Genomic DNA, 11,525 nt, shown 5'->3' on the forward strand with positions numbered 1-11,525 from the left:
GACAGAGGAGGACTCTGGCTTTCGATGGCCGTTGACACCACCCGTCGCAGTCCCGGCCGCGCCGGAAGCCCGGCGCGCGGGCGCCGATCCGGCCCCAGGCGCCCCGTGGGGCCGGGACTGTGGCACTTCCTGACCTTCGCCGCGCCCGGCACTCTCATCTACCTCTGCCTGGTGCTGCTGCCCATCGCGCTGAGCTTCGGCTACAGCCTCACCAACCAGGCGCTGCTCAGGCCGCACACGCAGTTCGTCGGGCTGCGCAACTACCAGCTGCTGCTCCAGGACGACACGTTCCTGCAGTCGCTGAAGGTCACCACGATCCTCTCGCTGATCGTGGTCGTCGTCCCGAACGTGCTCGGCGTGGCCATCGCCGTCCTGCTCGACCGCCGCGGCTGGCTCTACAACGCGCTGCGCAGCGTCTTCTTCACTCCGATGGTGATCAGTTCGGTGGTCATCAGCGTCATCTGGACGCGCATCCTGGCCGACGACGGACCCGTCAACCAGGCGCTGCGGGCGCTCGGCGTGAGCGAGCCGCCCGGCTGGCTGTCGGACCCCGACATCGCGCTCTACTCGCTGTCGTCGATCGTCTGCTGGCAGATGCTCGGCTTCTGCGTCGTCGTCTACCTCGCCGGGCTCCAGGGCGTGCCCCAGGAGCTGGCCGAGGCCGCGGCGATCGACGGCGCGGGAGCGGTGCGGCGGTTCTGGAACGTCACCTGGCCGCTGCTGGCCCCCGCGCTGACCATCAACACGGTGGTGTTGCTGATCTCCGCCTTCAAGATCTTCGACCATGTCAAGGTCATCACGAACGGCGGGCCCGGCACCGGCACCACGGCGAGCGTGGCGTTCGTCGTGCTCCAGGAGGGCTTCGTGGAGAACCGCACCGGCTACGCCTCGGCCGAGGCGGTCGTCATGCTGATCATCATCGCGGCGCTGTCGGTGGTCTCGCTGCGGATCCTGCAGCGCAGGGAGGTGCAACTGTGACCCGGTCGACCGTGCCCTGGCTGCGCCCGCTGGCCGCGCTGGCCGTCGGCGCGCTGTTCTTCATTCCGCTCTACATCGCGCTGATCAACGTCTTCAAGGAGAGCAGGCAGGTCGCGAGCGGCGCCATGTCCCTGCCGATCCCGCCCACCTTCGACAACCTGTCGCGCGTCCTGACCAGCCCCGACAGCCTGTTCTGGTCGTCCCTGCGCACCAGCGTGCTGGTCACCGGGCTGTCGATCATCATCCTGACGCTGCTGTCGGCCATGCTCGGCCACTACCTCGCCAGGCACTCCGGCTGGTGGTCGAAGGCCATCATGGTGCTGCTGCTGTGCGGGCTGATGATCCCGCCGCAGGTGATCCTGATCCCGATCACGCAGGTGCTGAAGGCGCTCGGGCTGATGTCGACGCTCCAGGGGCTGGTGCTGTTCAACGTCGGCTACTACGTCCCGTTCGGGGTCTTCGTCTTCTCCGGGTTCATGAAGGGCGTGCCCCGTGAGCTGGAGGAGGCCGCGGCCATCGACGGGGCCACCCGCTGGCAGACGTTCTGGCGCATCGTGTTCCCGCTGCTGCGGCCCGCCACGGCCAGCGTGCTGATCTTCCTCGGCGTGTGGATCTGGAACGACTTCCTCAACCCGCTCATCATCTACGGGCCGCGCGAGGGCACCACGATCATGACAGGCATCTACAAGTCGCTCGGGCAGTACGCGGCGGACTTCGGCGGGATGTTCGCGCTGATGTTCCTGGCCACGCTGCCCATCCTGATCTTCTACCTGCTGTTGCAGAAGCAGTTCGTCAAGGGCCTGACGGGCGGCGCGACCAAGGGCTGACGCGGCGGGAGACCCCGCGTCCGGGCCCGGACGCGCCTCCGGCGTGGTGCGGACGCGCCGCACCACGCCGGAGGCGGGTCGCTAGTTGCAGTCGAACTTGCGCTGGATGGAGACGAGGATGTCCATCATGTCGGACTGAGTCCGCTGCATCGTCTTCATGCCCTCTTGTAGAGACCTCTGGCCCTTCTCCAGGTCGGTGACCTTGTCGTCCAGAGAGGCGACGTCGCTCTTCAGCATGGTGACGTCGCTCTTCAGCATGGTGACGTCGTGCTGCAAGGAGGTGACCTTGCCGTCGAGGACCTTCACGCGGTCGCCCACGCCGTTGATCCGCTCGGTGAGCTGCTGGCCGAGTTCCATCTGATCGGCACGAATCTGAATCATCTCCTTCTCGATCGCAGTGGTGAACTTGATGCCTGCGTCCTTGATGGTCAAGGGGCCCTCCCCTACCGTTGTCGGTAGGGACCGGGGATGTTAGGGATCTCCGGTCCCGTTTCTTTGCCCGCAGAGTAGCTGAGAGATTCCCGCCGCGATAGGCGTTTCTCGGTGCTGTTCTGGCTTATGGGGGACCGGTGAATCCGCTGGTCAGGATATGTCCGTACATGTCCGCACCCTGCTGGCGGCCAGCCGCCCACGACGCCCTGGCCGGCCTCGTGGCCGCGACGGAGTCCGCGGGTCAGGCGGTCGGGTCGTAGAGGGCGTCCACGTCCTTGGCGAAGTCGCGCATGACGATGTCGCGCTTGATCTTGAGGGTCGGGGTCAGGTGGCCGCTCTCCTCGGTGATGTCCGCGTCCAGGATCGTGAACTTCTTGATCTGCTCAGGCCGCGAGACCATCGCGTTGGCCCGGTCGACCGCGCCCTGCACCTCCGCCAGGATCCGCGGGTCCGTGCGCAGCTCCGCGAGCGTGGCCGAGGCCAGGCCGTTGGCCGGCTGCCAGTGCTCGAGGGCCTCGTGGTCCAGGGTGATCAGGGCGGCCACGAAGGGACGGTTGTCGCCGACGACCATGGCCTGGGAGATCAGCGGGTGAGCCCGCAGGGAGTCCTCCATCGGGCCCGGGGCGACGTTCTTGCCCGCCGCCGTCACCAGGATCTCCTTCTTGCGGCCGGTGATGCGCAGGTAGCCGTCGGAGTCCAGCTCGCCGACGTCGCCCGTGTGGAACCACCCGTCGTCGTCGATCACGTCGGACGTCGCCTGGTCGTTGTTCCAGTAGCCGTCGAAGATGTGGCGGCCCTTGACCAGGATCTCGCCGTCGTCGTCGATGCGCACGGTCACGCCCGGCAGCGGCTTCCCGACCGTGCCGATCTTGTTGCCTCCGGGCATGTTGACCGTGCTGGGGGCGGAGGTCTCGGTCAGGCCGTAGCCCTCGAACACCTCGATGCCGACACCCCTGAAGAAGTGCCCGAGCCGTTCGCCCAGCGCGGAGCCGCCGCAGATCGCGGCTGACAGCCTGCCGCCGGTGGCCGCGCGGAGTTTGCCGTACACGAGCCTGTCGAACAGCGCCCGCTGCAGCCGCAGGCCCAGGGGCGCGCCGCCGGAGCTCTCCGCCTTGCTCCACGCGACCGCCACGTCGACCGAGCGGGCGAAGATCTTGCCCTTGCCGCCCGCGATGGCCTTCTGCTCGGCGCCGTTGTAGACCTTCTCGAAGACGCGCGGGACGCCCAGCAGGAACGTCGGCCTGAAGTCCTGCAGGTCGGGAGCGACGTTCTTCATGTTCGGGGTGTGCGCGAGGATCGCTCCCGCCTCCACCAGCGCCACCTGGATCAGGCGGGCGAGGATGTGCGCGAGCGGCAGGAACAGCAGCGCCGCCGGCTCGTCGGTGGCGAAGATCGACTCCATCGGCCCCGACACCGCGTTCCTGGCGTTGAACAGCAGGTTGTCGTGGGTGATACGGCAGCCCTTCGGCCTGCCGGTGGTGCCCGAGGTGTAGACGACCGTGGCCAGGTCGGCGGACGTGACCCCGGCGCGGCGCTCCAGCACCTCGGAGTCGTCGAGCTCGGAACCGTCGAGCGGGCCGTCGAGGGACAGGGCCGACTCGACCCGCCAGACCGACTTCAGCTCGGGCGCGGCCGCGCGGACCGTCTCCTCGTGCGTGTCGAGCTCGACGAAGGCCGCCTTCGCGCCGCTGTCGGACAGGATCCACCTGACCTGCTCGACCGAGGACGTCTCGTAGATCGGCACCGAGACCGCGCCGACCGACCAGATCGCGTAGTCGATCAGGGTCCACTCGTAGCGCGTGCGCGACATCAGCGCGACCCTGTCGCCGTGCTCGACACCCGCCGCGATCAGCCCCTTGGCGAGCGCGACCACCTGGTCGCGGAACTCGCTCGCGGTGACGGCCGCCCAGCCCTCGCCCACCTTGCGCCGCAGGGCGATGGCGCCGGGCTCCTGCTCGCCCCGCCTGAAGACCGTGTCGGGCAGGCTCGCGGAGACAGGCACATCCACCAGCACGGGGACGTTGTACTCGCGCACGGATCAACTCCTCTTCTGGGACGGCCTGGACGTTACCGCGTTAAGTTACGCGCCGGTAGCCTCGTCATTGATGCGTTATGAAGGGCTTTCGTCACGCTAGCAGCCACAGTCATAGGATTTCCCCCATGAAGGTCCATGTAGTCAGCGACGTGCACGGCAGGGCCGACGCGCTGGCCAGGGCCGGAGACGGCGCCGACGCGCTGATCTGCCTCGGCGACCTGATCCTCTTCATCGACTACGACGACCACGCGCAGGGCATCTTCCCCGACCTGTTCGGCGCGGAGAAGGCCGCCGAGTTCATCGCCCTGCGCACCGCCAAACGCTTCGACGAGGCCAGGGCCATGTCGGCCGCGCTGTGGGCCGCCCTCGACGGCGACCCACGCGAGCACATCGAGCGGAACGTCCGCAAGCAGTACGCCGACCTGTTCGCGGCCATGCCCGCCCCCGCCTACCTCACCTACGGCAACGTGGACCTCCCGCGCCTGTGGCCCGACTACCTGCGCGAAGGCCACCGGGTGCTCGACGGGGAGACGGTGGAGATCGGCGGGCTGCGGTTCGGGTTCGTCGGCGGCGGCCTCAGGACCGACTACCGCACGCCGAACGAGATCAGCGACGAGGAGTACGCCGCCAAGGTGGAGGCGGTCGGCGAGGTGGACGTGCTCTGCTGCCACATCCCGCCCGCGGTGCCCGAGTTGCTCTACGACGTCGTCGCCAGGCGCTTCGAGCGCGGCAGCGAGGCCACCCTGGAGGCGATCAGGCGCACGCAGCCGCGCTACGCGCTCTTCGGCCACGTCCACCAGCCGCTCCACCAGCGCACCCGCATCGGACGGACCGAGTGCGTGAACGTCGGCCACTTCCGCGGAAAGGGCGTTCCGTTCGTCCTCGAATGGTGACCTGACCGAACGGCGGGCCGAGTCCAGCGGTACGCCGCAAGTAGCGGATTCTGCATTACGGTGGTCGCATGGCTGATCGCACCACTTCGAGCATCACCATCGACGCCGATCGGGCCGCCGTGATGGCGGTCATCGCCGACTTCGACTCCTACCCCGAATGGGCCGGCCAGGTGAAGAACGCCGAGGTCGTCATCGCCGGCTCCGACGGCAGGCCGGAGGCGGTGCGGTTCGTCCTCGACGCCGGCGTGATCAGCGACACCTACACGCTCGGCTACACCTGGCAGGACGACCAGAGCGTCACCTGGCAGGTGAGCGAGCCGGGCCGGATGGTCTCCGAGCTCATGGGCAGTTACCGGCTCTCCGACACGGGCAGGGGCATCGAGGTGACGTACGAGCTGTCCGTCGACCTCAAGGTGCCGATGATCGGCATGATCAAGCGCAAGGCGGAGAAAGTGATCGTGGACACCGCGCTCAAGGGCCTCAAGAAGCGCGTCGAAGGGCGCTGAGTTGAACCCGCGGGTTCTGCTCTTCACGGGCAAGGGCGGCGTCGGCAAGACCACGGCGGCCGCGGCGACCGCCACGCTCGCGGCCAGTCGCGGCCTGAAGACACTCGTCGTGTCCACCGACACCGCGCACTCGCTGGCCGACGCGCTCGGCGTCGAGCCCGGAGAGGTCGCGCCGGGGCTCCACCTGCACCAGGTCGACACCCAGAAGACGCTGGAGCGCCACTGGGGCGAGCTGCAGCAGTACGCCAAGGGGCTGCTCGCCGAGCTGGGCCTGGACGAGGTCACGTCCGAGGAGATCACCATCCTGCCCGGGGCCGAGGAGGTGATCGCGCTCCTGGAGCTGCGCGAGCACGCCCAGGCGGGAAGCTGGGACGTCATCGTCGTCGACTGCGCGCCCACCGCCGAGACGCTGCGGCTGCTCGCGCTGCCCGAGGCGCTCGACTGGCACATGACCAGGCTGATGCCCGTCGGCCGCAAGATCATGAAGCTGGTGTCGCCGTTCGTCAGGAGCGTCGCCAGGGTCACCGCGCCCGGCGAGGAGGTCATGAGCGCCGGCGAGCGCTTCCACCGCGGCCTGCTGGAGGTGCGCGAGCTGCTCACCGGCGAGCACGCCTCGGTGCGGCTGGTGCTCACGCCGGAGTCCGTCGTGCTCGCCGAGGCCAGGCGCACGCTGACATCACTGAACCTGTACGGCTACCGCGTCGACGCCGTCATCGCCAACCGGGTCTTCCCCGGCGAGGGCGCCGACGAGTGGCGCGCCCAGTGGGTGGCGGCCCAGTCGAGACTGCTGGCCGAGGCCGAGGAGTCGTTCGCGCCGCTGCCCGTCCACATCGTGCCGTACCTGCCCGCCGAGCCGGTGGGCAAGGACGCGCTGGCCGCCGTCGGCGAGGCGTTGTACGGCGACACCGACCCGTTCGCCGCTCCCACGGTCGAGCCGCCGCTGCGGCTGTCGGCCGACGAGCTGACCCTCGACCTGCCCGGAGCCGACCGGAGCGAGGTCGACCTGGCCCGCAAGGGCGACGAGCTGATCGTCACGGCCGGGCCGTACCGGCGGATCATCGCGCTGCCGGCGGCTCTCGCCCGCAGGAAGACCAACGGCGCGGCGCTCCGCGACGGCGTCCTCCGGGTACGGTTCAGCTCAGGAGGGCCAGATGACTGAGACGAATGACAAGGACCCGATCGGCACCGTCGCCGACGAGGCGCGCAAGCTGTTCGACGCGATCCAGGATCGCGCCACCCGCCAGGTCGGCAAGACCGTGATCAGCTCGTTCACGGGCGGCGGTGGCGGGCGCAAGGAGCGTGACGTCTGGGACGAGGCGGTGTCCGAGCCCGAGCACGACGAGTACATCTGCCGCGCCTGCCCGGTCTGCCGGGCCATCGCGGCGCAGCGCGAGTCCGGCTCCGACGTGGCCGGGCACCTGGTGGCGGCGGGCGGAGAGCTGTTCGCCGCGGTCCGCGGCGCCTTCGACGCGCTGAGCAAGCCACCAGCCCCCCGCAGGCCGCAGGACGATCGCGGCCGCGAGAATGTGGAACACATAGACCTCGGATAGGGGGATTCTGGGAGATGCTCACGATCGGTGTGGACATCGGCGGTACCAAGGTCGCCGCGGGTGTGGTCGACGACGAGGGCGAGATCGTCGAGCACACGCTCAAGCCCACGCCCGCCGATCGGCCCGACCTGGTCGCCGAGACGGTGGCGGAGGTCGTGCGCGAGCTCGCCAAGGGCAGGGAGATCGAGGCCGTCGGCGTCGGCGCGGCCGGCTTCGTCGACGAGACCCGGTCGATCGTGCGCTTCGCTCCCAACCTCGCCTGGCGCGAGGAACCGCTGCAGAAGAAGATCGGCGAACTCGTCGGCCTGCCCGTGATCGTGGAGAACGACGCCAACGCGATGGCCTGGGGCGAGACCAGGTTCGGCGCCGGACGCGGGCAGACCCACGTCGTCTGCATCACGATCGGCACCGGCATCGGCGGCGGCCTGGTCTTCGACGGCTCCCTGTACAGGGGGCGGTGGGGGATGGGCGCCGAGCTCGGCCACATGCAGGTCGTGCCCGAGGGGCGGCTGTGCGGGTGCCGCCAGCGCGGCTGCTGGGAGCAGTACGCCAGCGGCAACGCCCTGGTGGCCGACGCCAGAGAGATCGTCGCCGCGCAGCCGGAACGGGCCGAGATCCTTCTCGGGCTGGCAGACGGCAAGATCGAGGGCGAGGAGGTGACCGAGGCCGCCCGGCTGGGCGACGACGCCTCGCTCGCCGCGTTCTCCAACCTCGCCGACTGGCTCGGCCAGGGCATGGCCGACCTGGCCGCCATCCTCGACCCCAGCTGCTTCATCGTGGGCGGCGGCGTGTCCCGTGCGTCCGACCTCTTCCTCGACCAGGCCCGCGAGACGTTCGAGAGGTGCCTGACCGGGCGCGGGCACCGGCCCGTCGCCGAGGTGCGGCTGGCCGAGCTGGGCGCCTCCGCGGGCGTCGTGGGCGCCGGCGACCTGGCGAGGCGGCGCTGACCGAACCAGCCGGCACCCGGCCTGGTGAGGCGGCGTCCGAACAGGCTCGCACCCGGCCGGGTGATGCGGCGACCGAACAGGCCCGTACCCGGCCCGGTGACGCGGCGGCGACCGTCCGGATCGGCACCTATAACCTGCACGGCCTGCGTGACGACGTGCCCGCGCTGGTGCGCGTCGTCACCGCGATGCGTCCCGACGTGCTGTGCGTGCAGGAGGCGCCCCGTTTCGTCAACTGGCGCGCCAGGCGGCGCGCGCTGGCCGAGGCGTGCGGGCTGCGGGTGGCGGCCGGGGGCAGGCTCGGCGGGGTTGCCGTCCTGACCGGGCCGCGCGCCGAGGTGCTGCGCGCCGAGAGCCGGGTGCTGCGGGTCTTCGCCGGGCTGGAGGTGCGCGCGCTGGCGCTGGCCGTCGTCCAGGTCGAGGGGGCGCGGCTGGCCGTCGGCTCGATCCACCTCGACCTGCACGCCGCCGCCAGGCTGCGCCACGTGTCCGAGGCCGTGGCCTTCGCCGAACGGACGGCCGCACGGGCCGGCGCGGCCCTCGTGATCGGCGGCGACGTCAACGAGCAGGCGGACCAGCCCGCCTGGCGCTACCTCACCGGCCGGCTCGCCGACTGCTACCGGGCCGCGCCGAAGGGCGCCGGGCTCACCTTCTCCTCCACAAAGCCCCAGAGACGCATCGACGGCCTGTTCGCCGGCCCCGGCCCGCGCCTGCTGTCCTGCGGCGAAGTGGACGCCGCACAGGACGACCTGACCCGGGCGAGCGACCATCTCCCGGTCATCGCAGAGTTCCGAGTTGGCACCTAAAGGAAGATCGGGGGCGCCGAGCCCGTAGCATTTGCTCATGACCCGTCGCTCTCAGCGGCGTGCGCTCTCCTTGATTCTGGCGACGTCCGTGGCCTTGCCGCAGGTCACGCCCGCCGCGCATGCCGATCCTCGCCCCGCCTCGATCGAGGCGTGGCAGCAGTCGACGAGCGTGCGCCTCGACGCCGATGGCTCACTCTCGGACGTTCTCGCGCTCTCCTCCGGTGACATCTGGGCCGTGGGCCAGCAGGAGATCTGGGACGTCTGGAAGAACCGCGGCACGATCCGCCACTGGAACGGAACGAGCTGGTCCGAGATCGCGATCCGCGACGCCACGGGCGCGGGCAGCCTGCGCGGCGTGGCCGCCGCCGGGCCGTCGGACGTGTGGGCGGTCGGCGACGGCCACGACGGCCTGCCGTACCTGGCGCACGGCGACACGGGCGGCTTCGACCGGGTCCGGGCGCAGGGGCTGCGGGCGGGCGACTGGCTCGGTGGCATCGACGCCAGGCCCGGCAAGGTCGTGGCCGTCGGCAGCCGCGAGCGCAAGGGGCTCATCGTGACCGGGCAGGGCGGCCAGTGGACCGTCCAGCGGCTCGACGAGAAGGGCGCGCTCTACGCGGTGTCCAGCGGGTTCGCCGTCGGCGACACCGGCACCACCCCACTCGTCATGCACTACTCGGGCACCTCGTGGAAGGCCATGGAGCTGCCCGACATCCCGGGCGGCTACCTGCGTGACGTGCAGGTCGACAGCGCCAAGCGGGCGATGGCCGTCGGCGGCGTCTACCACGGCCCGGGGCAGGTCGAGCCGCTCGTCCTGACGTGGAACGGCAAGAGCTGGAAGCGCCAGAAGCTGCCCGCCACCGACGCGCGCCTGTACGGCGTGACCGGCGACGGCAAGGGCCGCTACTGGATCTCCGGCTACGACCCGGCCCGCGCGGCCGAGCCCTACATGCTGCGGTGCGAGAAGGACGACTGCGAGATCATCAGGGGCGGCGCGGCGCGAGGCAGGAACAGCGTGCGGCTGCAGGCCGTCGCCTACCTCGCGGGCAAGGGCGCGGTGTGGGCGGTCGGGCACGCGATCGACGCGGCCGACCGCTACACGGACGTGGTCGAGTCCTTCGGGCCGAAAGCCGGCCAGCCGCGCGACTCCTAGAGCACGGCCCCGTCGTCCCAGCCCGAGTCGTTGGGCGGGCCGTCGCCCATGCGCACGACCAGCGCCACGAACCCGCCGATGAACGCCGCCACCGCGGCGAACAGCGCCCACCCCTCCATCTGCCAGCTGGCCATCGCCGCGATCAGCAGGTAGGCGGGGCCGCCGAACAGCGCGACCCAGGCGAGCTTGGTCGGCAGGTCGAGCTTGGGGAGCGGGGGCGGCGGGGGCGGTTCGAAGTGCCCTTCGTCGTCGTCCGGCTCCCTGTCGTCGAGGGAGTCGTCCAACGGGTCGGCCAAGGGGGCGGGCAGGCGATCGAGGTCCTCCTCGGGAGGGCGGACCACCCGGCGGGTGGGCTCGGGCGAGACGTTCTCGCTGTCGGGCCATGGCTGGTCAGCCGAGTCGCGCTCGGCCGTGTCGTTGAAGGACGCGACGATCTGCCGCCAGACCTCGTCCTCGTCACTCTGGGGCGTCACCTAGATGGGCCTCTCCGCAGCGATCGCGACTTCCCCCTGGGTGCGATCAGTCCCTCTGCAAGGGTACCGAGGCATGCGTCCTGATGAAGTCGAGGCTCCCTGCAAAGATCCTGTCGGCATCGTTGTCCAGCGTCGCAACATGGTAGCTATCAGCGAGTTCCTCGATCGTGGCATGGGGGACCTTCTGACGGATGATCTGCACGCTTGCCGGTTTCACCACGTGGTCGTCCGTGCTGTGGAAGACCAGCAGCGGCTGGACGAGCCTGCCCAGGTCGGCCTGGACGAGCGACCACAGCCCCGGCAGTGAGGCGGCCGCCTTCACCGGGGTGCGATCGTAGGCGAGCTCGGTCACGCCCGGCTTCTTCACGTCGTTCGCCACGCCGGGCACCGACGGAAGGAACCACTTGAGCACCGGGGCCAGCCGCATCAACGGCACGTCGTTCGCGATCGACGGGTTGACCAGCACCGCACCCCTGATCGCTGGGCCGTGCACCTCGGCCAGCCGCAGCGCCAGGCAGCCGCCGAGCGACAGCCCCGCCACGAACACGTCCGTGCAGCGGCCCTGGAGGTCCTCGAACGCCTTCTCCACCTCGGCGTACCAGTCCTCCCAGCGGGTGCGGTTCATCTCCTGCCAGGTGGTGCCGTGGCCGGGCTGACGGGGCAGCGAGACGGTCACGTCGTGCGCGGCCAGATACTCGCCCCAGGGCCGCATCGACTGCGGTGTGCCCGTGAACCCATGGCACAGCAGCACGCCGACCTGGCCTGCGTCGTGGTGGTAGGGCTCTGCGCCTGGCATGAGCGGCATAACAGCTCCTCCGTGGAATTTCATCCCGGAACTGCCCGATCGTCGCACGGTTCAGGGTGATTGTGCGAGCGCTGATGTAGGAGCATGGGAATCGGGATGCGAAGATGACTCTGCTTGCGGACAAAA

General features: G+C 70.1%; 13 protein-coding genes. 9 read left to right on the forward strand and 4 right to left on the reverse strand.

What is annotated here, in order from left to right; genetic code table 11:
- The first annotated feature begins 105 nt into the window (after positions 1-105).
- Complete coding sequence (locus tag ABT294_RS16345) at positions 106-978, forward strand: carbohydrate ABC transporter permease (protein ID WP_350806464.1); 873 nt, start codon at positions 106-108, stop codon at positions 976-978.
- A complete protein-coding gene (locus tag ABT294_RS16350; protein ID WP_350806465.1) occupies positions 975-1,805 on the forward strand; it encodes a carbohydrate ABC transporter permease in 831 nt (276 codons plus the stop codon). Before ABT294_RS16345 ends, ABT294_RS16350 begins: the two co-directional genes overlap by 4 nt.
- Before the next feature lie 81 nt (positions 1,806-1,886).
- Here ABT294_RS16350 and ABT294_RS16355 read toward each other — a convergent pair whose 3' ends face one another.
- Both ABT294_RS16355 and ABT294_RS16360 read right to left on the reverse strand, forming a co-directional pair.
- Positions 1,887-2,237, reverse strand: coding sequence for a hypothetical protein (locus tag ABT294_RS16355; protein WP_350806466.1), 351 nt, complete (start codon positions 2,235-2,237; stop codon positions 1,887-1,889).
- 241 nt (positions 2,238-2,478) lie between these two features.
- Positions 2,479-4,272, reverse strand: coding sequence for an AMP-dependent synthetase/ligase (locus tag ABT294_RS16360; protein ID WP_350806467.1), 1,794 nt, complete (start codon positions 4,270-4,272; stop codon positions 2,479-2,481).
- A 125-nt stretch (positions 4,273-4,397) separates the two neighbouring features.
- Between ABT294_RS16360 and ABT294_RS16365 the strand changes: the two genes are divergently transcribed.
- The 7 genes from ABT294_RS16365 (at position 4,398) to ABT294_RS16395 (ending at position 10,121) form a co-directional block, all read left to right on the forward strand.
- A complete protein-coding gene (locus ABT294_RS16365) occupies positions 4,398-5,165 on the forward strand; it encodes a metallophosphoesterase family protein (RefSeq protein WP_350806468.1) in 768 nt (255 codons plus the stop codon).
- Between the two features lie 68 nt (positions 5,166-5,233).
- Entirely contained in the window at positions 5,234-5,671 is a 438-nt protein-coding gene (locus ABT294_RS16370) for an SRPBCC family protein (RefSeq protein ID WP_350806469.1), read from the forward strand.
- A 1-nt stretch (position 5,672) separates the two neighbouring features.
- Positions 5,673-6,830 (forward strand): ArsA family ATPase, encoded by a 1,158-nt coding sequence (locus ABT294_RS16375; protein WP_350806470.1) that lies wholly within the window; start codon positions 5,673-5,675, stop codon positions 6,828-6,830.
- The gene (locus ABT294_RS16380; RefSeq protein ID WP_350806471.1) at positions 6,823-7,221 is read left to right on the forward strand and encodes a hypothetical protein; all 399 of its coding nucleotides are present in this window, start codon (positions 6,823-6,825) and stop codon (positions 7,219-7,221) included. Before ABT294_RS16375 ends, ABT294_RS16380 begins: the two co-directional genes overlap by 8 nt.
- A 14-nt stretch (positions 7,222-7,235) precedes the next feature.
- Positions 7,236-8,168 carry an ROK family glucokinase gene (locus ABT294_RS16385; RefSeq protein ID WP_350806472.1) on the forward strand — a complete coding sequence of 311 codons (933 nt, stop codon included), beginning with the start codon at positions 7,236-7,238 and terminating at the stop codon, positions 8,166-8,168.
- A gap of 134 nt (positions 8,169-8,302) precedes the next feature.
- The gene (locus tag ABT294_RS16390; RefSeq protein ID WP_350806666.1) at positions 8,303-8,971 is read left to right on the forward strand and encodes an endonuclease/exonuclease/phosphatase family protein; all 669 of its coding nucleotides are present in this window, start codon (positions 8,303-8,305) and stop codon (positions 8,969-8,971) included.
- Positions 8,972-9,008: 37 nt separating this feature from the next.
- Positions 9,009-10,121, forward strand: coding sequence for a hypothetical protein (locus ABT294_RS16395; RefSeq protein WP_350806473.1), 1,113 nt, complete (start codon positions 9,009-9,011; stop codon positions 10,119-10,121).
- Here ABT294_RS16395 and ABT294_RS16400 read toward each other — a convergent pair.
- Together ABT294_RS16400 and ABT294_RS16405 are read right to left on the reverse strand one after the other, a co-directional pair.
- Positions 10,118-10,594 (reverse strand): hypothetical protein, encoded by a 477-nt coding sequence (locus tag ABT294_RS16400; RefSeq protein WP_350806474.1) that lies wholly within the window; start codon positions 10,592-10,594, stop codon positions 10,118-10,120. The two genes, ABT294_RS16395 and ABT294_RS16400, sit on opposite strands and share 4 nt — an antisense overlap.
- Positions 10,595-10,640: 46 nt before the next feature.
- A complete protein-coding gene (locus ABT294_RS16405; protein WP_350806476.1) occupies positions 10,641-11,399 on the reverse strand; it encodes an alpha/beta hydrolase in 759 nt (252 codons plus the stop codon).
- Positions 11,400-11,525 lie beyond the last annotated feature (126 nt).

The organism is Nonomuraea sp. NPDC000554 (assembly GCF_040300065.1).
Lineage (GTDB): Bacteria > Actinomycetota > Actinomycetes > Streptosporangiales > Streptosporangiaceae > Nonomuraea.

Bases quoted from the DNA above. Each gene is read 5' to 3' on its own strand.
- ABT294_RS16385 (WP_350806472.1), top strand. From the start codon at position 7,236: ATGCTCACGATCGGTGTGGACATCGGCGGTACCAAGGTCGCCGCGGGT.
- ABT294_RS16395 (WP_350806473.1), top strand. From the start codon at position 9,009: ATGACCCGTCGCTCTCAGCGGCGTGCGCTCTCCTTGATTCTGGCGACG.
- ABT294_RS16405 (WP_350806476.1), bottom strand. From the start codon at position 11,399: ATGCCGCTCATGCCAGGCGCAGAGCCCTACCACCACGACGCAGGCCAG.
- ABT294_RS16380 (WP_350806471.1), top strand. From the start codon at position 6,823: ATGACTGAGACGAATGACAAGGACCCGATCGGCACCGTCGCCGACGAG.
- ABT294_RS16365 (WP_350806468.1), top strand. From the start codon at position 4,398: ATGAAGGTCCATGTAGTCAGCGACGTGCACGGCAGGGCCGACGCGCTG.
- ABT294_RS16370 (WP_350806469.1), top strand. From the start codon at position 5,234: ATGGCTGATCGCACCACTTCGAGCATCACCATCGACGCCGATCGGGCC.